This window comes from Varibaculum massiliense (assembly GCF_900106855.1).
Classification (GTDB): Bacteria; Actinomycetota; Actinomycetes; order Actinomycetales; family Actinomycetaceae; genus Varibaculum; species Varibaculum massiliense.
The window spans coordinates 1,832,622-1,852,381 of record NZ_FNWI01000004.1 but is presented as its reverse complement, the minus strand read 5'-3'; the positions used below and the strand labels follow the sequence as shown (position 1 = coordinate 1,852,381).

The 19,760-nt window shown below is 53.4% G+C and carries 15 protein-coding genes and 1 tRNA gene; 7 read left to right on the top strand and 9 right to left on the bottom strand.

Features of this window, described 5'->3' with window-relative positions; translation table 11 throughout:
* Positions 1–180 precede the first annotated feature (180 nt).
* The 3 genes from BQ5456_RS08265 to BQ5456_RS08255 form a co-directional block, all read right to left on the bottom strand.
* A complete protein-coding gene (locus BQ5456_RS08265; protein ID WP_143037066.1) occupies positions 181–1,443 on the bottom strand; it encodes an Nramp family divalent metal transporter in 1,263 nt (420 codons plus the stop codon).
* Positions 1,444–1,598: 155 nt separating this feature from the next.
* Positions 1,599–2,108, bottom strand: coding sequence for a Cys-tRNA(Pro) deacylase (gene ybaK / locus BQ5456_RS08260; RefSeq protein WP_071129549.1), 510 nt, complete (start codon positions 2,106–2,108; stop codon positions 1,599–1,601).
* A 335-nt stretch (positions 2,109–2,443) separates the two neighbouring features.
* The gene (locus BQ5456_RS08255; RefSeq protein ID WP_071129548.1) at positions 2,444–3,064 is read right to left on the bottom strand and encodes a cadmium resistance transporter; all 621 of its coding nucleotides are present in this window, start codon (positions 3,062–3,064) and stop codon (positions 2,444–2,446) included.
* 28 nt (positions 3,065–3,092) lie between these two features.
* Here BQ5456_RS08255 and BQ5456_RS08250 point away from each other — a divergent pair, with 28 nt between their 5' ends.
* Positions 3,093–3,422, top strand: a complete 330-nt coding sequence (locus BQ5456_RS08250; protein WP_235858562.1) for an ACT domain-containing protein — start codon at positions 3,093–3,095, stop codon at positions 3,420–3,422.
* A 50-nt stretch (positions 3,423–3,472) separates the two neighbouring features.
* Positions 3,473–4,837 (top strand): PFL family protein, encoded by a 1,365-nt coding sequence (locus tag BQ5456_RS08245; protein WP_071129547.1) that lies wholly within the window; start codon positions 3,473–3,475, stop codon positions 4,835–4,837.
* A 132-nt stretch (positions 4,838–4,969) separates the two neighbouring features.
* Here the strand turns inward: BQ5456_RS08245 and BQ5456_RS08240 are convergent, their stop codons facing one another.
* Positions 4,970–6,325, bottom strand: coding sequence for a coiled-coil domain-containing protein (locus tag BQ5456_RS08240; protein ID WP_328585297.1), 1,356 nt, complete (start codon positions 6,323–6,325; stop codon positions 4,970–4,972).
* Positions 6,326–6,590: 265 nt separating this feature from the next.
* Here BQ5456_RS08240 and BQ5456_RS08235 point away from each other — a divergent pair, with 265 nt between their 5' ends.
* The 4 genes from BQ5456_RS08235 to galK all read left to right on the top strand — a co-directional run bounded on the left by BQ5456_RS08235 (position 6,591) and on the right by galK (position 11,408).
* Positions 6,591–8,009, top strand: coding sequence for a hypothetical protein (locus BQ5456_RS08235; protein ID WP_143037065.1), 1,419 nt, complete (start codon positions 6,591–6,593; stop codon positions 8,007–8,009).
* Entirely contained in the window at positions 8,006–9,013 is a 1,008-nt protein-coding gene (locus BQ5456_RS08230) for a hypothetical protein (protein ID WP_071129545.1), read from the top strand. Before BQ5456_RS08235 ends, BQ5456_RS08230 begins: the two co-directional genes overlap by 4 nt.
* A gap of 12 nt (positions 9,014–9,025) precedes the next feature.
* On the top strand, positions 9,026–9,955 hold the full coding sequence (locus tag BQ5456_RS08225; protein WP_071129544.1) for a tetratricopeptide repeat protein: 930 nt from the start codon (positions 9,026–9,028) through the stop codon (positions 9,953–9,955).
* A 145-nt stretch (positions 9,956–10,100) separates the two neighbouring features.
* Positions 10,101–11,408 (top strand): galactokinase, encoded by a 1,308-nt coding sequence (gene galK / locus BQ5456_RS08220; RefSeq protein WP_071129543.1) that lies wholly within the window; start codon positions 10,101–10,103, stop codon positions 11,406–11,408.
* 118 nt (positions 11,409–11,526) lie between these two features.
* Here the strand turns inward: galK and BQ5456_RS08215 are convergent, their stop codons facing one another.
* Both BQ5456_RS08215 and BQ5456_RS08210 read right to left on the bottom strand, forming a co-directional pair.
* Positions 11,527–13,101, bottom strand: a complete 1,575-nt coding sequence (locus BQ5456_RS08215; RefSeq protein WP_083378437.1) for an MFS transporter — start codon at positions 13,099–13,101, stop codon at positions 11,527–11,529.
* Between the two features lie 18 nt (positions 13,102–13,119).
* The gene (locus BQ5456_RS08210; RefSeq protein WP_071129542.1) at positions 13,120–16,179 is read right to left on the bottom strand and encodes a glycoside hydrolase family 2 TIM barrel-domain containing protein; all 3,060 of its coding nucleotides are present in this window, start codon (positions 16,177–16,179) and stop codon (positions 13,120–13,122) included.
* 147 nt (positions 16,180–16,326) lie between these two features.
* On the opposite strand from BQ5456_RS08210, the gene BQ5456_RS08205 reads away from it, so the two are divergent.
* Positions 16,327–17,346 carry a LacI family DNA-binding transcriptional regulator gene (locus BQ5456_RS08205; RefSeq protein WP_235858560.1) on the top strand — a complete coding sequence of 340 codons (1,020 nt, stop codon included), beginning with the start codon at positions 16,327–16,329 and terminating at the stop codon, positions 17,344–17,346.
* 48 nt (positions 17,347–17,394) lie between these two features.
* Here BQ5456_RS08205 and BQ5456_RS08200 read toward each other — a convergent pair.
* From BQ5456_RS08200 to BQ5456_RS08190, 3 genes are all read right to left on the bottom strand, one after another.
* Positions 17,395–17,484, bottom strand: a tRNA-Ser gene (locus BQ5456_RS08200).
* Positions 17,485–17,539: 55 nt separating this feature from the next.
* Positions 17,540–18,865: an AGE family epimerase/isomerase gene (locus BQ5456_RS08195; protein WP_071129541.1), complete on the bottom strand. Its 1,326-nt coding sequence runs from the start codon at positions 18,863–18,865 to the stop codon at positions 17,540–17,542.
* Between the two features lie 31 nt (positions 18,866–18,896).
* Positions 18,897–19,757 (bottom strand): nicotinate-nucleotide diphosphorylase, encoded by an 861-nt coding sequence (locus tag BQ5456_RS08190; RefSeq protein WP_071129540.1) that lies wholly within the window; start codon positions 19,755–19,757, stop codon positions 18,897–18,899.
* Positions 19,758–19,760 lie beyond the last annotated feature (3 nt).

The following is a 19,760-nucleotide window of genomic DNA, read 5'->3' as shown; positions in this document are numbered from 1 at the left end:
AATCTCAGCCTTTAGGGGCTTTGCCCGGATGTGCCCTCGAGAGCAATATTGTTCTCGAGGGCGTTTCCCTATTTCTGAGCTAAAAATCCGGGGTTAATACCCAAAGCCTGCAGGTAACAAAGCCTATCTCGAGGACGCAGCTAGCTTGCAACCAGCTGCGCGGGTTGGGGATGCTGGTGTCTAGACATCTACTCCCATGAAAGTAAGGACTACTAGCAGCAGGTTCAGGGCAATAATCAAGCCCGCGATGACGCCCATAATCCAACGCATTCCGCGTCCATCGGTGTAGCTACCCATTAGTTCGCGTTTGCGGGTATAGGCCGCCAGCGGCACTAGTGCCAAGGGGATCCCGAAGGATAATGCCACCTGGGAAATAACTAACGCCCAGGTGGGGTTGGGGTAAAGCCACAAAATCAATAATGCTGGAATCAAGGTGACTAGGCGCCGGGTAAATAGTGGTACCCGAATATGGAGTAGCCCTCCCATGATTTCCGAACCCGCATAGGCACCTACCGAAGTAGAGGCTAAACCGGAGGCTAACAGGCCAATCGCAAAAATTACTCCGATTCCGTTGCCAAGGGCGCTTTGGATGGCGGCGTGCGCTCCCTCGATAGTGTCAGTCCCGCTCTTTCCAGATAGCGCCGAAGCCGCCAACAGCAATAACGCAACATTGACTGCGCCCGCAACTACTAGCGCATAGACCACGTCATGTTTGGAGACCCGTAACAGGTGAGGAACATCATGGGAACCCCGCTCCGGAAACCGGTGATTTACCAGCGAAGAATGTAGGTAAATCGCGTGCGGCATGACGGTTGCCCCCAGCATGGAGGCCGCGATTAGCACGGTATCGGTACCGGCAAAGCGCGGCAGTAATCCCCCCAGCACCCCCACGGGATCGGGCGGGCTAATTACTAGCCCGGATAGGAAACCCACGGTAATGATTACCAGCAGGCCAATCACAATGCTTTCAAACTGTCTTTGCCGACGTTCATTCTGAAAAATCAGCAGCGCCAAAGATACGCAACCAACTATGCTGCCTCCTGCTAAAAGTGGCAGCCCAAAGAGTAGTTGCAGGGCGATCGCGCCCCCAACTATTTCGGCGAGGTCGGTGGCAGCCGCAATGATTTCCGCTTGGATCCAAAACGCGATGCGTTTCGCTTTCGGCAGTCTATCCCCCAAGATTTCTGGTAGGGATTTTCCGGTAACTAACCCCAATTTGGCGCTTTGATATTGGATAACTACTGCCATCAGGTTGGCCAGTACCAATACCCACACCAACAGGTAACCGTAGCGGGCGCCTGCAGTGATATTAGCGGCCACATTCCCGGGATCGACATAGGCAACAGCCGCCACGAAAGCCGGGCCTAGTAGCGGCAACAGCCCTTTCTTCGCCGCCGCCTTGCCATCGGGAGCGTTCTGAGAATCTGGGGTTAATTGTTCCATTTGCGCAGCTTCACCTTTCTGCATCGGGGAAACTACTTCATCTAGCTAGACTTATACTTTCCCTTAGCCGTTTTTCGGGTATCCCTTAGATAAGTTTCGTATACCCGAAACTTTACCTCGATTTTTCGGAAGATAAAAACCACGCAACAATGCCGTTAGGGCGTTCGAGTGCCATGATTTAGGGGGCGCAAAATCTCCCCTCGCTTTGCGCTAATCACCCTCTGTAAATCTGCTGCCGCCACCAGAATCTGATAACCGCGTTTACCCGCGGATACGTAAATCATTTCTTGCTCAAAAGCGGATTCGTCAATCACCGTCGGGAAATCTTTCTTCATCCCCAAGGGCGAACACGCTCCTTTCAGGTAGCCAGTGAGCGGAGTTAACTGTTTTAGGGGCAACATTGTCAGATGCTTTACCCCAAAGCACCTGGCCGCAGCTTTCAAATCCAACTCATGCGTAGCGGGTACTACCGCCACGAAATGTTCCCCGGGGCCGCCCTCTAAAACTAGAGTTTTGAATACCAGATTCGGATCCACCCCCAAAGCCTGCGCAATCGTGAGCGCATCCAAAAACTCCCCCTTGGAAGAAACCTGCGTCATTTGCGCTGCAATACCCGCATTTTCGAGGGCGCGCATGGCGTTAGTTTTCACATGTTTCTTCCCCATAAGCTCACCCATCCTTCTGCACGCGCTTTTCTGCCAGTTTAGTCGCCTGATGGTTTTACCGCTTTATAAGCCAGCATTCCCCCGCCTGCGCCGCCACACCTAAAGCCAATCGGCGAAGATAATAGCCACTACCCTGGTTCAGTAAAAGCAACTGTGAGAGTGCGGGAGGAGATTTTATCCGAGCGGGCGCGGTGGGCATAAGAATTTGGAAAACGACGCTACGTTTTCCAAATTCTTGGGCAGGAGGAAAAATCTACTTCCGCGCTATCAGCGATCGAAACTTTTAGCGACTACCACCCGTATACGCAGCCCCTTCGAAAAAAAGCTACATGCGCCTAGAGAAAATCGGCGAGGATTAGCACTCCTAGCAGGATAAGTACACTGGGAAAAATAATCGCTTCGAAGCGTTCTAGGACTTCTGCTAGATGCAGGCGTCCGGTAATAATGCGCGCCAACGCCAAGAGCACCCCTGCAAGCACTAAAAATACGGCGCAAAACAGGGCAATTTGCCACCAGGTGGAGAGGGCAAAAACTGGTAGATAGGCGGCTACTTCATCGCCTCCATTAGCCATAGTAACCAACGCAACTGCGCCCACACTGACCTTTTTCCCTTTTAGTTGTGCCTCTGCCTCGTCCTCGTCCTCGCAGTCCCTAGCCCCAACCCGCTCCCGGATTTCGCCGATCCCGGCTTTTACCCCCAGGGCCAGCGGTATCAACCCCAAAAGCCGCAGGTACTCCTGAGGGATCACGAAACCAGAAATCGTACTGAGCACCAGGGTGATCACCAGGATTACCCCGAAACCTACATATTGACCGGCGCATATACGCGCGGTAGTTCCGGGGCGATTCTGGCCGTGCACAAACCACAAAGTTAGTAACGCCAAGTGGTCAATGTTGGTGGCTACAAATAGCACTACCGCCTGGACGAGGGTCGAAAAAATCAATGTGGAGGTCACTCTGCCATTATTACCAAAGAGTGCCGAAGTGAAGAAACCGGGGGCGAGGAATCACAAAAAAGCCGTAGAAGAACGTAAGCTGAAGCACGTGAAAGCAATTATGACGGTTACCGGTATCGACCACACTGGGATTATCGCGGCAGTTTCGCAGGCGCTCGCTCAAAATCAAGTGAATATCATCAATGTGTCTCAGACGTTGATGGATGAATATTTTACGATGATTATGCAGTTGGAATTCGATGAGGAACAGATCGGGTTAGCGCAGGTGCAAGCAGCTATGAAGCCAGTAGAGGAAGCCGAAGGGCTGGTTATTAAAGTGCAGGCCGAGGCGTTGTTCAACGCCATGCATAAACTCTAAATCGGCTTGCCGCTGACCTAGGTAAAGCACCGTAACCACGAGGGAGAACAATGGGGCTGGATACCACCGGAGAAATCCTGGAAACCATACAGATGATTGCCGAGGACAATCTCGACGTACGCACCGTCACCTTGGGTCTGTCGCTACTAGACTGCGCCGATGCCGATATCGAGCGGGCATGTGCGCGGATTGAAGAACGGATTTTAAGCGCCGCCTCCCGCCTGGTGGACACTGCCGAGGAAGTCGCGGGCGAGTTCGGGGTGCCGATTATCAATAAGCGCCTCTCGGTAACCCCGATTTCCCTGGTAGCAGCGGCTTGTCGCACCGCTGATCCTCTCCCCTTTGCCCAAGTATTAGATCGGGCAGGCAAAGCCGTAGGGGTTGATTTCGTAGGCGGCTACTCCGCGTTGGTGCAAGCTGGCGCCACCCGCAGTGATTTAGCGTTAATCGATTCCATACCCGAGGCGTTAGCCACTACCGATATCGTATGTTCCTCGGTGAATATCGGTTCCACCCGCACCGGTATCAATATGAGCGCGACCGCCAAAATGGGTGGGCAGGTACTTGCCGCCGCGCAGGAAACCGCGGATCAAGATGGAATCGGGGCGGCAAAACTGGTGGTGTTTGCCAATGCCGTAGGCGATAATCCCTTTATGGCGGGCGCCTTCCATGGGGTGAGTCAACCGGATGCGGTGGTGTCAGTGGGGATTTCTGGTCCGGGAGTAATCGAGAGGGCGCTTGAGGGAGTACGGGGGCGTCCTTTTGAAGAATGTGCAGAAGCAATTAAAAAATCAGCTTTCAAGATCACTCGCATGGGACAGCTGGTGGGACAGACCGTGGCTAAACGCTTAGGGGTAAATTTTGGGATTGTAGATTTATCCCTGGCTCCCACCCCGGCAGTAGGAGATTCGGTGGCCGCAATCTTAGAAGAACTGGGGGTAGAGGCAGTAGGTGCCCCCGGCACCACTGCCGCTTTGGCGCTGCTAAACGACGCAGTTAAAAAAGGCGGACTGATGGCTTGTTCTCTGGTAGGCGGGCTTTCCGGTTCGTTTATTCCGGTCTCTGAGGATGCGAATATGATCCAAGCGGTGCAGCGCGGTTCCTTAAGTCTGGCAAAACTGGAAGCTATGACCGCTATTTGTTCAGTGGGCTTGGATATGATTGCGATTCCGGGAGACACTCCTGCCGCCACGATTACCGGATTAATTGCTGATGAGGCCGCAATCGGGGTGGCTAACGGAAAAACTACTGCGGTGCGGGTGATTCCGGTGCCAGGTAAAGGGGTAGGCGACCAAGCTAATTTTGGAGGCCTACTGGGTTGGGCACCGATTATGGAGGTATCCCCGTTTTCTTCCGAAAAGTTTGCTGCCCGGGGCGGGCGCATCCCCGCCCCGGTACATTCTTTTAAGAACTAACGCTACCTGACTTGTAAGATAGCCCTACCCTAGTCAGATTCGATGCCCCTGCGGGCCACGGTTATAAAAGTTTGGGCGGGTCTTTGGTTTTCCAAAGACCCGCCCAGAGTTAGTTAAACGAGCTTATTGAGCTTACTGTTCCTCGCTGGTAAACAAATCAGTTGCTGCCGACTCTTCATCGGGAGTAACCGGATTTACCGGCGGAGCTACCGGAGCTGGTTGTTCAGATTCGGCTGCTTCTTCCGGCTGTGCCAGCACTGCCGGCAACTGTTGCATGGGGGTTAGTCCCTCTAGGCCGGTTGCAGTTTCGGTTCCTAGCAAGCCACGCATCTCCTCAAGGTAGGCGGCGATGGACTCGCGCTGACGCTCCAGGCGCTCCACGGTCCGCTGCGCGGCGGCGCGTTCAGCCTGAGCCTCGATACGAGCAGCTTCGCGCACCTGCTCGGCTTCGCCCTCGGCAGCAGCAATGGTAGCTTCCGCCGCGCGGCGCGCATCTTCCTGACGGCGACGAACCACTGCGTCAGTATCAGTCAGCAAACGCTCTGCCCGCTGCAAGGTTTCACCCAAGTGTTTCTCGGCATCGGCGACCTGAGCCTTAGCTGCCGCCACCATCGCGGAGGTTTCGGAACGAGACTGTTCATGCGCTTGGGCATCGGCCTCGCGAGCCGCTGCCCGCGCCGCCGCAATCTCGGTTTCGGCCTCTTGGCGCATCTGCTGAATCTCGGCACGGATGCTATCAGCGCTTTCCCGCGCCTCTTTCAAAATGCTTTCAGACTGGGTGCGAGCATCAGCGAGCGTCTTTTCTGCCTGCGCCTTTGCCTCTTCTCGGCTCTTGGTCGCTTCTTGCAGGGACGATTCCCGCAGTGCCTGCGCCTCGGCGGTGGCATCATTGCGCAGCTGGGAAGCTTCTTGCTCTGCCTTGACCCGCATCTCCACGTAGTCTTTTTCGGCCTGAGCACGCTGTAGTTCAGTTTCCCGATCTACCGTTGCCTTCAGGTCAGAAACCTGGGTGTTGGTTTCTGCCCGCAAAGAGGAGGCCTCCCGCTCTGCCGCGGCCACCAATTCGTCTGCCCGATGCTGCGCGTTAGTCAACACCGTTTCGGATTCGGTTGCGGCGGTGGTGGTGCGTTCCTCGGCCTCGCGGCGAGCCTCTGAAATTAGGGAGGCGGCCTCTGCCTCTGCCCGCTCTGCCATATCTTGAGCGTTCTTGCGGGTTTTATCCATCAGCTGTTCGGCCTCGGCGTTGGCCTTGTTAATCACCGCGGTAGATTGTTCTTCCGCGCTGCGCAGCAACTGTTCTATCCGAGCACCAATCCCGGTATAAGAGCTGCGGTCAGAAGAGCGCAATTGATTTTGCGCATCTGCCAGCTGTTCACCCAAATCCACGTTGCGCTGGTCAACTGTTTCCAGCTTTTGCTGCAATTCGGTAATTTGGTTGTTCAAAGTCTGAATCTGCAAATCGACCTGAACGCGATCGTAACCGCGCATTACGATCGGGAAATCAGTTTGTTCTTCCACCTGGTCCTCCCTGAAGATGAGCCACTGAGATAACGCGTTACCTGAAACATTTTATTCCATAAATTAGATACCGCGAAACCCCGTATCATTGCCTAGTCTTTCACTTCTTGTGGTCTGAAACCAAACGTTCATCTAAAATTGACCCTAGTCACACCCGCAACCAGGTTTAAGCATGGAGGCGGCAAAAAAAGTACAGTGTATATATAGTTGCTCGAATTCGGCTTGGGGGAAACTGGTGAATAAATTATTGCGCAGGTATTGGCTTCCGCTGGTGCTGGTGATTGTGGGCTCTATCGTGGCGCTGTGCGGTGTGGGGACTGCGACTATTTGGAAACCGTCTCCGCGGGTTGCAGCCTCTTTACCCGCTGCTGCTAATAAGCAAACACTGGCGATTACCCGTCCGGGAATGTTTGAGCTCTATGATTCCCCCACCAAAATCACTGTCTCCGGTCAAGGCAAAGTTGCACTGGCAATTGGACGCTCAGCGGATGTGACCGCTTGGGCAGCTGACCAGAATTACGTGGAAGTTACCGGACAAAAAGATCAGAACACCCTATTGACTGAGCCGCACCCCGGCAAAGGCAAAGCCCGTCAGCCCGGTGAAGCCGCCGGTAAAGATATGTGGGTGAAATATAAAGAGGTCAAAGGGGGTCAGATTAACGAAACCTGGGATCGCTCCGAGGGCGCCTGGTCACTGATCGCCTGGTCGGAGGAAGGGAACGTGCAACTAACCCTGCAATGGACCCAGGTAGTTTCCACTCCTTGGTTCTGGCCACTGCTGATTGCGGGGCTGCTATTAGTGCTGCTAGGGGCGCTAGTTGCCATTGTTATTAACCGTCTGGCAAAGGCAGCAGCGAAAGAGGAAGCACAGGTGCGGGCGCGGCGCAAACAGCGCGCTGAACAGGCGGCTGCCGCACAAGCAGCGGAAACTGTGCAAATGCCCTCGTTAAATGCGGTTGCCCATCCTCCTTCGCGTGCCGCCCTGCGGAAAGCTCGTGAGCGGGGAGAAGCCACTATTGAGGTGGAGGGGGTTAAATTCCCCACCGGTTTGGTGCCGGTAATTCACACCGATGAGGACGGGAAAGCGATAAACCCACAGGTAGCTGCCTCCCCAGCGCCGATTGAGCGGGTTTCTTTAACCCCGGCTGTTACTAACTTGGAACTTCCGGCGCCTGCAGACAGTCCGCTGCCGACGCCCGTTGAAAAGACCCCGGATATACAGCCGGCTCAGTCTTACGAGCCACAGCAGCCCGCCGACTCTTATCAGCCCCAGGCTTCATTGAATCCCGCCCAATCCCCACAACCGGTGGACTCTTATCAGCCGCAAGTTTCCTATAACCCGGCAGATTCCTATCAACCGGCTCAGTCGTACGAGCCACAGCAGCCCGCCGACTCTTATCAGCCCCAGGCTTCATTGAATCCCGCTCAGTCCTCGCAACCGGCGGACTCTTATCAGCCCCAGGCTTCCTACAACCCGGCAGATTCCTATCAGCCGACGCCGCAGCCGCAACAGTCAGCTCCCGTAGCAGACCGCCCCGAAGATTGGTTTGAAGACGATAATTTTGACCTAGACGGTTTAGGAGAAGGTCCCGATATTGCGGACTTTGAGGGAGAATCTACCTTCAACCAGAGCCAAGGAGGGCAGCAACAATGAGAAGCACGCGAATCCTGTTGAGCACGGCAATAGCCGGTACCCTGGCGCTGGCTAGTCTTTCCGGATGCACCACTACCGCCCAACGCAAAGAAGTTCCTAAACCTACCAAAACCGTGTCCTACCCGGCGTTGCGCACTGAGCAAGTTGATTCTGTACTAAAAGCGGTAAACGCGGCCTTAGCTGCCGGAGACAAGAGTTTTGATGCGAATGATTTGAGCGGGCGAGTAGCTGGGCCGGCATTAGAAATGCGCAGTGCGCAATATAAAATGCACCAGAAAAATAGCAACTCCTCCCCCACAGCCTTACCGACGTCCTCGGAACTAGCCACCGTTACTTCTGGAAACGATTGGCCACGGAGCTTGATAAATGTTACTGGAGCTGATGGTAACGGCGCCAAATATGTAGAGGTCATCCGGCAGAGCAAAGCCACCGACCCTTATCAGTTGTGGCAGTGGATGCAACTGTTGCCAAAGGCATCACTACCGGAAACAGACGTAGTGGCTCGCGGATCCAAGACCCTGGACATAAAGAGCGACAAGGGACTGTTACTTTCTCCAGAAACGGCCATAAACACTTGGGCACAGACCGTATTTGACGAGAAGGCAAAAAATGCCGACAAAGTCTTTGTCGATCCTTTAATGGAGGGCAAACGGGAGGAGCTTAAATCCCTTAAAGAAGGGGTTGGCAGTGCGGGGAAAGTTGCCACTTCGATTAGTCCTCTAGAAATAAAAGAAAATACTTTAGCGATTGATCTGCCCGCGAAAAATGGGGCGCTGGTGGCAACTACCTACACCCAGGAAGTTAACTTGACGGATGTAGCTTCAGATAAGCCCATTACCCTCAGCGGGGACGTGGTTAATCTGCTGGATAATGGCAAAATTACGGAAAAAGCTACCTGGAACCGGGTTATCTGCGTATTACTGCAGATTCCTCCCAAAAACACTAAAGATGGCAAAATCCGGGTAGTAGCCGCTTCCGAAGTGTTGACGGCAGCCTCTAAGTAAGGAAGGTTTCAATTGGCACAAACACATGGAGCAGTAGATCTTTCCCAGTTTGCTAATAACAATTCTGGGGAGCCTCAGGAGGGGCAAAAGGCAAATCCGGCAGGTAGCGATGATTTTGCTAACGCCGGAGTACCGATGTCTGCAACTGAGGGCAGCGAAGTGGTTCCCGGACCGTTTATTTGCGATGCTAACGAGAGTACTTTTGATCAGGTAGCGGAAACTTCCCTGAAGGTGCCGGTAATTATTGATTTATGGGCACCTTGGTGCGGACCGTGTAAACAGCTCGGTCCGATATTAGAAGAACTCGCCCGCGAGTATCAGGGGCGTTTCCAATTGGTGAAAATCAATGTGGATGAATCTCCCCAGTTGGCGCAGGCTTTTCAAGCGCAGTCCATTCCACTGGTGGTGGCGTTAATCGGAGGGCGTCCCGCTCCCCTTTTCCAAGGCGCACAGCCAAAAGCCCAGATTAAACCGCTTATCGACCAGGTGTTACAGATTGCGGGGCAGGCAGGTCTAACCGGAAAGATGGCGGGGGAGGCAGATGCCAGTCAGGCAGATCCCCGCACCGAAGAAGAAAAAGCAGTAGAAGCACTGGTAGAGGCAGGAAAATATCCAGAAGCCCTGGAGCAGGCACAAAAGCTGCTGCGCAACTCCCCTGAGGAGGCATCACGCTATCAGGCATTAGTCGACAAGGTATCAATGGCGCAGCGGTTAAATGCGGAAGAAGGCCAAGATGACTCTGATCCTCTGGTGCTGGCAGATAGGTTTTTCCAAGCTGGTAATGAACCGCAGGCCTTTGATCTATTGCTTTCGCTAATCGCAAAATCTGCAGATGAGGAACGCGACGGGTATCGTGAGCGATTGCTGGAGTTATTCCGCCTCTCACGTAACCCTGATGCGGTGAAACTGGCACGCCAGCGGCTCTCGCGTCTTTTGTTTTAGCTTTTGCCTGGGGCAAAGAAGGTAGAGCGTTCCTTACGGCTTTGCGGATTTGCTTTAAGGGAAGCCAAATTTTTTGCAAGCCCCTACTCGCGCCCTACTCAATAGATAGAATAGTTTTCACCAGCAATAACAATGAGGTGCTAACGTGAGCATAAAACCCGAGTTCATCCCTGCTTACCAGCCTAAAGAGGGTGCGCAGCGAGCTAAAGAACTTTTTGAAAAAACCTTTTCCGCCCTGCCTTCGGGGGTCTGGCGCGCTCCCGGCAGGGTTAACGTAATCGGGGAACACACCGACTATAACGGCGGCAAAGCCCTCCCCCTGGCCCTCCCCCACGCCATTTACGTAGCCCTTAGGGTTAGCGAGGATGGTCAACTAAAAATTATTTCCGAAGATTTCCCCGAGCTTAGCATCATAAAGCTATCCGATTTGGAAAAACATTATCCCGCTACCGGACCGGGAGCTTTCGTAGGCGGCGTAATTTTAGGATTAGCGCAGGTCCTTGGGGATAATGGTCAAGAGGAACTCGCACGGAGGCTGCAAGCAAAAGTCCCCGGACTAGAGGTGGCAGTAGCCTCTAGCGTGCCGCTTAGTGCCGGGCTATCATCGTCTGCCGCTTTAGAGTGCGCCATCGCAGTAGGAATTGACGAACTAGCAGGTCTAGGACTGACAAAAAGCTTTGAGGGACGCAAACTGCTGGTAGAAGCGGGAAAGCTTGCCGAAAATCGCTACGTAGGAGCCCCTACCGGAGGGCTGGATCAATCTGCATCGATGCTCTGCGAAAAAGACTGCGTGCTAGAGCTAGATTGTTCCACTTGGCAAACCCGCTCCCATCCCTTTGATTTGCCGGCTCTGGGATTATCTTTGCTGGTAATAGATACCTGCACTTCCCATGACCTAGCAGACGGACAATACGGGGCGCGCCGAGCAGCTTGCGAAGAGGCTGCCCGGGTTCTGGGGGTAGAAGAACTGGGAGAACTGGTACCCAAGATTATTTCCCCCGCCGATAACCTCACCGATTTGGATGCGGACGATTATCCTCCAACCTGGGTGCAACAACAGTTGGATAAATTGGAGGATACGGAGCAAGTTTTGCGAGTTCGGCACGTACTAACCGAGATTGCCCGCTGCCAGCGACTCTGCGAGCTTTTAGAGGCAGGAGCCGACCTAGACGAATGGCGTAAACTGTTGGACGCTTCCCATGACTCCTTACGGCGTGACTACCAAGTTTCTTGTAAGGAACTGGATGCGGCAGTAGCGGCTGCGCGCAAGGCGGGTGCATTCGGAGCCCGGATGACCGGAGGAGGCTTCGGCGGCTGCGCGATTACTCTGGTTAATAGCGACCAGGTGGAGGCTACTGCCCGCGCGGTAGTGGAAGCCTTTAATAAGGCTGGTTTTAACCGTCCGCGCTTCCTTTCAGTATCTCCTTCACCGGCAGCTGGGAAAGTAGAATAGTCGCCAAATAAATACAAGTTCCGCCGGGTGAAATCCTCTTAGTTTCACCCGGCGGAATCTTGCGGTTATCTAAACCAGCTGCTATTTCGGCACCCTTAGTAGTGCCACCAGCTGGTGGTTATTCCTCTCTCTTATGCTGTTTGTCATCAGGATCTACCACATTCGGTAATTCATCCGGATTAGGGAGCTTGTCCTTATCTAGCTCAGCTAGTTTAAGTCCCTCGGATTCTTTAGCTCCCGAGCCGCCCATGGCATGCCCTTGCACTATTTTCTCTGCAGTACTTTCTTCTGGGCTAACTTTCGGAGAGGCAGCTTTAAGCGCGGCCGCTTCCTCCTCCTTGAGCTGGGCTAACAATACTTCGTTCTTCTTTTCCACGTCCAAGAAGAACAGCAACACCAAAATCAACAGGTTAGCAATCGTGGGTACCCACAGGTACATGAACTTAATCATTTGCAGGGCGGACTCAGCCTGCACCTTGGCGCCTCCGACATAGCCGCCGGCCTCTAGCAACCAACCGGCAACAGCGGTACCTACCCCGCTACCAATCTTCACGCCGAGAGAGGAGCAGGAGAACATCATGCCGTCAATGCGTTTCTTGGTGCGCAAGAAAGTGTTCTCACTGATTTCTGCAATTAGGGCATTGAGGGTTCCCTGTAGCGGACTCATACCCAGGGAAGCTAACCCGGAGAAGAACAGCATCAGCGGGATTGACCCCATAGACGCGCCCAAAACTACCCCGAGACGACCGAGGACGGCCACGATGTACCCTACAACCGTTACTGGTTGCATCCGTCCCAGCTTGGAGACTACCAGCGGGGTTATCAGCAGCCCCACAATCAACGGAATGTTGATCGCCCAAGCAAAGACCCCCAGCAAGTTAGCATTACCCAAAATATAGGTCATGAAATAGATACCCATATTTAGGGTGGCGGTAAAGAACTGCATCAGGATAAAGCAAACTACGATAATCACGTAATAACGGTTACCCATCAGCTTCAACGCTTCTAGGAAGGAAACTTGGTCATCCTTGGCCGCCTCTTCATCACCATCGTCCAGTTCAGTGTGAGAAAGTTCTTTGACCGAGAACACCGCCAAGCTGTTAGACAAGATACCGATTATGGCGTAAATAATCGCCACGTTTCGCCAGGCAGCGGCATCTCCACCCATCCATTGCACCAAACCTACGGTAATGGTCTGAATCGTGAGGCTAGTACCAAAGGCGAACATGAAGCGAATCGACCCCATCTGCACCCGCTCGGAGCGATTCTTGGTAATCAGCGCGGTCAACGCAGCATAAGCAATGTTGTTCGCGGTGTAGAACACCGCATTCAACAGGGTGTAGGCAATGAAGAACCAAGCATACTGGGCAGTTTTACCCATTGAAGTAGGAATGGCGTAAATCGCTATCAGCATCGCGGCACAGCCGAAGAATGCATAGAACATCCAGGGGCGAGCTTTACCCATTTTTGAATTGGTCTTATCCATTAATCGCCCGAAAATAATGTCAGAAAATCCGTCAAAGAACTTCGACAGCATAATCAGGGTTCCAATGATTCCTGCGCTTAACCCAAGGGTGTCCGTAAGGTAAATCATTACGAACGCCGACAGGAAAGCATAAACTACGTTACCGGCGATATCACCAGAGCCGTAACCTACTTTGTTGTACCACTTAAGGTATTTCTTTTCTTCCATGGGGTATCTTTCCTTTAATTAGTTAGAAAATTTAATAGTGAAAGAGAATTCGGTGGTCTCGAAATCAACCCGATATTTTTCCAGCAGTTTCGGTCCGCAGCTTTCCGAACCAATCCCTGCCATCAGATGATCCAGACACAAGATGGTGCTATCGGATTCCGATAACTGGTAGTCGTGAGTTTTTTCGGTCAGTTCCTCCTGACTGAAGTGGGAAGCGTTGAAGGAATAGGCTTCTTCACTTGCTACTTCTACCTTTAGTTCTTCCCCGCAAAGACGCAGATAGTCGCAGTCTGAGCGGGTTCCGTTTTCTTGAGGACGCAGATAGTTTTGGAACAAATCGCCCACCGAAGATTCAAAATATCCATGCCAACTGGAGCGGCGCTTGTCCGTGTAGTTTTCGTGCGGACCTAGCCCTGCCCAAGTGGCTTGCTGTAGGGATTTGTCTAGGAAGAAACGCAGACCCAAGCGAGGCAGCTCCGGGAACTGGGTATCCCGACATACCTTCGCGTCCACCCGCAACGCTCCGTCAGGTCTGACAATCCAGTCAATATCGGCTTTCAGCATCGGCTGCAAACTAGGAGACACTAAGGCCACTTTGGCGCTGACCACAACGCCCCGGGCTTCGCTATCAGCGCGAACCTCATAAGCATGAGAGTAGGCGCGGTCGTAGCGAGCCCGCTCCCAGAGGGGACGAATATACATATCGTTATCGGTGGGCGCCCGCCAGATATTTAGCTCTGCCGGCACCTGCAGCAGTTCTTTTCCGCCTCGCTCAATCCCATTCAGCATGCCGGTATGCCGGGAGAAACGGTAAGTGTATTCCCCGCTAGACACGCAAATCTCTAAAGGAGTTTCCTCTATCCTAGCTGCGTCCTCTCCCTCGACATCCGCTTTTAATAGCTCCAGGGCGCGAGGAGTGTGCGGGCTGGGATTCTTGAGGGCGAACTCGTCAAACCCTAATGAATGTCCGGCTTCCAGGAACGCCATGGGGCGGGTCAGATAGGTTTCTACCCGCAGGTAACAGCGCCCTTCCGCAGGTACTTCTACTTGCAGTGGAATTTCCACAGTTTCGTGAGCCGGCAAATTGGGTACTTCCAAAGTGCCGCTTTCTTCCTGCCCGTCTACCACTTTTACCCAGCGTAAGGAGGTAAAATCGGCGGCGTTTAGGTGGTCGGCAGTATTGGATACCTGCAGTTTTCCGCCTTCTTGATTATATTGGCAGCGCAAAGGGCGATAGACATTCTTGGCTTCTAGCAGACCGATATGCGGCACCCGCTCTGGGGATACCAAGCCGTCTACACAGAAGTTTCCATCGTGGGGATCTTCACCGCTATCGCCGCCATAGAGCAGGTGCCCTTCGCTATCCCGTACCGCATGGTCACACCATTCCCAGATGAAACCGCCACACATACGGGCATCGGAACGCACTTTGCCCCAGAACTCTTCCAAATCACCCGGACCGTTCCCCATGGCGTGACAGTATTCGACTAAGAGTAAGGGCTTGTCACCCAGCTTTTCCAAATAATCGTCGATATCAGAAAGGGGCGGATACATCCGCGCATACAGATCGATATTTTGGTAGTCATATTTGCGGTCGGTTGACCGATAGAACGCGCTTTCGTAGTGAGTTACCCGGCTGGGATCGAACTGTTTTGTCCAAGCCAAGCATTCTTCGAAAGTACACCCGAATGCGCATTCATTACCTGCTGACCAGGAAAACACACTGGGACGATTCTTTTCCGAGTGGACACAAAGCTGCATCCGATCCATCGTGGCCTCTATCCACTCGGGGTTATTGGCTATCGGATGATTCCAATGCTCCACGATATTTTCTTCAGATTCATCCTGTAACAGACGGTTCCGGGTGCCGTGGCTTTCGTTATCAGCCTCGCTCATCACATAGAATCCCGCCTGGTCACACAGATGATAAAGCTGGGGACAATTGGGATAGTGGGCAGTGCGCACCGCGTTGATATTGTGCCGGCGCATCATCTGCAAATCCCGCTTAATATGCTCGATAGAAACTACCGGGCCGGAATCAGGGTCGCTGTCGTGGCGATTTACCCCTTTGATTTTGAGGGGGCTGCCGTTGAACTTTAAGACCGCGTCCTCGATAGTAACTTCCCGCACCCCCACTTTTTCGGTAATAACTTCGGCCTCGCTGATCATTACCAGGTCATATAGATAAGGGGCGCCAGGGTGCCACAGCCGGGGATTCTCGATAGTAAAGCGTGCGCAATGGGTATAGATACCTTGCGGATCCTCAAAAGGCTCGAGGGCGCAGGTGGCGATCTCTCCCTCCCTACCACTTAGGGTGGCGGTAACCGCCAGAGCTTCGCCGCTAAAGTTGGCACGCAAAGTCACTTCTGCCTGATTGTTCTGCAAATCTGTAGTAACGAAATAATCATTTAGATGGGAGAGCGGTCGTTTCAGCAGGTAAACGTCACGAATAATCCCCGAAGTGCGGAACTTATCCTGGTCTTCCAGGTAGGAGCCATCTGACCACTTGAAAACTAATACCGCCAGGGTGTTTTCGCCCTCTGTTAGATAGTCGGTGACATCAAAAGCGGATTGAGCATGCGCCACTTGGGAGTATCCTACGTATTTTCCGTTTAGCCACAGGTAGAAGCAGGAATCTACTCCCTCGAACACCAAAGTGGCTCCGGGAGCCTGTGGGTCTTTTTCGTAGTTAAAGGTATGGCGATAGGCACCGGCGGGATTGTTATGGGGAACGTGGGGCGGATCAAAGGGGAAGGGATAGTTAATGTTGGTGTATTGATGCTGGTCATATCCGTGATGTTGCCAGGAGCCAGGCACCGAAATCCTATCCGGTAACGCCGCCGCCTCCGGGACAAAGAAATCGGCGGGTACCGCCTCTAGGTTCGGGTAGAAGCCGAAGTCCCATTCTTCGTTCAGCAGCTGGAAACGTTCAGAGGCTTCCCGCTCCAAGTTAAAGTTGCGCCCCCGGTTTTCTTCCTTGGAGGCCTGCAGCGGCGAGAGCGGAATATAGTAGGCGCGCGCCGGGAGGGTATTTTCGTGTAAGACTTTCAGGTCTTGATGGTGAACTTTTAACTGCATCTGCTTCTCCTATGAATGCGATTTTTTATTGTTTGCAGTCCACACCCACTGCGGTGTTATCGATGCCAACGATACTGGCAACGATAACACATGTTAAAGCCGGGCAAGTCCTAATTGAAATTTGTTTTCACCTGGTACGCTTCACGCGTGGCAGGAAAAAACAACCGAGGAATCAGAACTGCCTCTATTCACGATGTGGCGAGGGCAGCGAAAGTGTCTGCGCAGACCGTTTCTAGGGTCGCGCGCGGACACCAGAATGTGTCCCCAAAAACCCGCGAGCGGGTGCTAAAAGCCATTTCTGACCTGGGATATAAACCTAATCGCACTGCCCGCGCCCTGCGCACCGGTTCTTATGAAGTAATCGGGTTGCTGACCCAAGAAATCCGGCGTACCGGCGAAGCACACACTGCCAATGGGGTATTTGACCGTGCCCGCGAGCTGGGATATTCGGTAAGCCTGGTGCAGGTAGAACACCCGAATTCCCCGCAAGTTCAGCGGGCAATGTCACTGCTTTCCCAGGAAGATATTGACGGTCTAGTAATCGTGCAAGCCGGGGACGCAGATGCCGAGCAACTTGCCCTCCCCGCTAACCTCCCGGTCGCCTCCTCGGATTCGAACCTGGTAGATATCTACCCGTCAGCTTCTGCTGACCAGGTAGGAGGAGTCCGCGCGGCAATGCGGCACCTATTAGATTTAGGGCATCGCACCGTTTATCACGTGAGCGGTCCCGATCATTCTCGTTCTGCGCGAGTGCGTGAAGAGGTTTGGCGAGAAGCACTTACCCAGGAAAAGCGGCAGATTCCCGCGGTAATCCCCGGTGACTGGTCGGCTAATGCGGGCTACGAAGCCGGCAAGCAGCTGGCGAAGAACCCGGAAGTCACCGCAGTATTTTGCGCCAATGACGAGATTGCCTTGGGGCTGATTCGGGCGCTACATGAAGAACAGGTGCGGGTGCCTCAAGACGTGTCGGTAGTAGGTTTTGACGGGATTGAGCTTTCCGAGTTCTCCTTCCCGCCCCTTACTACTGTGAACCAGGATTTTTATGCTGCCGGAGTAGAAATGGTCAAACTGATTGACCGCCAATTAAAAGGGGAAACAGAGAATCTACACCTGACTATTCCTACCGAGCTAATAGTCCGCGCTACCACCGCCCCACCCCAAAGGTAATAGCTACCAGCAAAGACTGTCAGTAAAACTGCAGGTAAAACAGGTATTTGGCGGAGAGTAAGGGATTCGAACCCTTGATACCCTTGCGGATATAACGGTTTTCAAGACCGTCTCCTTCGGCCACTCGGACAACTCTCCTGGCCTACGCAAAAGCGCTAGGACACCCCTATGTTACAGGCGCTTAGTGCCACGGCTAAAATCCACCGAAGCGTTTTTTACGAACCGGCTCTTGCGGCACTGGTTTATCTAGCAATCCATGTGCCAGCGCTACCGAGAATGCCGGTGTTAGTGGCAAGCGGGGCAATAACATTGCCTGCACCGCGTGGTAGACGCTATCGCGCAGCCTTTGGTTCTCTAAATCTAGCGGCTGGTTCTCTGGGGAGAGGCGATGAACAATCCGCCCGCCACGCACCAGAAAATGTTCGTAGGCGAAATCAATCCATACACGGTAGCAATGTTCGTAATGGTCTACTTCTTCGGCCTCAGCATCTTCTGCTTGCGCTACCCGCAGCAAAGTAACCGCCGCGCCGATAGCCTCAAACTGTACCCAGGCTTGGCGATCTCGAATCACCGGTTTACCTTCCCAATCTACGGTGAAGGCAAAACCAGGCGCTCCGTCGCGCCGCCAGGCGTCCTCCCGAGCCCGCTCAAACATTCCAGTTGCCGCCAGAATCATCCAGTCGGGTACTTCTTTACCTGCTTGCTTGAGCATCGCTCTGGCTTCCAGGATCAAGCGCGAAAACATAAAGGAATGCCCAACATCGCTGCCGTAGGCACGATGGGTTTCCTGCGGATTTTCACGATTGTATCCGAGCAGGGGTTTCCAATCTGAATCAAAATGCTCCGGGAGCCGCCAGTTATATTCGCGGGAAACTTGAGCAACTCGCTCCAGAATCCGCAGGGCACGCTCTAGCCATTCTCCTTCATTAGTAACCTGTGCCACCAGCATATAGGCTTCTGCTATATGCATATTGGAGTTGATACCCCGGTAATCTTCGCACTCAGAATAATCGCGATTGTAGCTTTCACGTACCATCCCGAATTCGGAATCCCACCAGTGTAAATCGTTATCGCGGATCGCCTCTTGCATTAGCTCATGAGCGCCTATCCTGTCGGCGGCGGTGGCAGAAGCGGCACCTAATAATACGAATGCGTGTGAATAGGAGCGTTTATCATCGCGACCCTCATAAGGAATCGCATTCCCGTCCGCATCTAGTTCGTGTTCAATCGCATCAAACCAACCCCCATTTTCCGGATCCCGAAAATACTGGTTTAGGCAGCGAATCCCGTGTTCTACCAGTCGGCGACAACCGGGCATCCCCAGCAGCACCCCCAAAGAAAACACATGTATCATTCGCGCAGTCAAGTAAAGCTGAATCGGCTGTTCCAAGTCGATTTCGCCATCGCGATCTAGGCAGGCAAACCCAGTCTTGACTTCCGATTTACGCCCATAATCCAGCAGATCCTGTAGACATCCGGACAACCAGCGATTATGTTCGAGTGAGTCGAACCAGAACATTGTTCAGCTCCTTTTTCTTTCTGATAAGGGGTTAGATGAATTCCATTTTTATGGCTAGGGGGGTCACGCAATCGGTTAAAGAATCTAGTGCCAGGTAATCGACTCCGCATTCCCCATAAGCTGCCGCCGCTTCAAGGCTGATGTCCCCGCTCACTTCCAGCAAGGTTCCCGGGTTTAAAGTATCGCGATGATCGGCGGCAAGTGTCGCCTGCTCGGGGCTAAATCCTCGCAAAGTTAGCAACTCTACCCGCATTTTCAGCAGCGGATCGAGATCTTGTACCCGGTCAATCTCTACCTGGATGGGGCTACCTGCAGCGGCGGCACGTACGTGGTTCATAACGTCCCCCAGTCCGCTCCCTAAATGCAGATGAGTGGCTCTCACCAGCGGAAATGACCCTACCCCCAAGCGGGAAGTCATCCCTCCGCCCACGCGCACCGCATATTTTTCCAGCTCTCCCAGACCGGGAGTAACTGAAAGAGTATCGCGCACTACCAGTTTCGTTTGTGAAAGCGCCTGCGCCCACTGCGCGGTCTTGGTGGCGATACCCGACAGGTGCGTTAAAAACCAGAGGCAAAGATCCCCCGCTTCTAGTAGTCCGCGAGTGTTACCACTTAGCTCTAGCACGGGAGTTCCCGCGGTTACGTTAGTGCCATCGGCTACCCGCATAAGCAGGTCATACTCTCCTAACACCTGTGCTAATACTTCGCGGGCAACCGGAATCCCACAGATAGCGCCATCTTGCCTAGCTACAAAACGTACCCGAGAGCGGTCATATTCGGGTACCACTGCCGCCGTGGCGACATCTTCCCCATAGCTGCGTGAAAGGGCGAGGGCACGCTCCACCACTTTGGGCACATAATCTCCCTGAGGATACTGCAGATGATCAGCCATTGA

Excerpts from the sequence above, each read along its gene's own strand:
- BQ5456_RS08265 (WP_143037066.1), bottom strand. The coding sequence starts at position 1,443 with ATGGAACAATTAACCCCAGATTCTCAGAACGCTCCCGATGGCAAGGCG.
- ybaK (WP_071129549.1), bottom strand. The coding sequence starts at position 2,108 with ATGGGGAAGAAACATGTGAAAACTAACGCCATGCGCGCCCTCGAAAAT.
- BQ5456_RS08245 (WP_071129547.1), top strand. The coding sequence starts at position 3,473 with ATGGGGCTGGATACCACCGGAGAAATCCTGGAAACCATACAGATGATT.
- BQ5456_RS08240 (WP_328585297.1), bottom strand. The coding sequence starts at position 6,325 with ATGCGCGGTTACGATCGCGTTCAGGTCGATTTGCAGATTCAGACTTTG.
- BQ5456_RS08230 (WP_071129545.1), top strand. The coding sequence starts at position 8,006 with ATGAGAAGCACGCGAATCCTGTTGAGCACGGCAATAGCCGGTACCCTG.
- BQ5456_RS08215 (WP_083378437.1), bottom strand. The coding sequence starts at position 13,101 with ATGGAAGAAAAGAAATACCTTAAGTGGTACAACAAAGTAGGTTACGGC.
- BQ5456_RS08210 (WP_071129542.1), bottom strand. The coding sequence starts at position 16,179 with ATGCAGTTAAAAGTTCACCATCAAGACCTGAAAGTCTTACACGAAAAT.
- BQ5456_RS08195 (WP_071129541.1), bottom strand. The coding sequence starts at position 18,865 with ATGTTCTGGTTCGACTCACTCGAACATAATCGCTGGTTGTCCGGATGT.
- BQ5456_RS08190 (WP_071129540.1), bottom strand. The coding sequence starts at position 19,757 with ATGGCTGATCATCTGCAGTATCCTCAGGGAGATTATGTGCCCAAAGTG.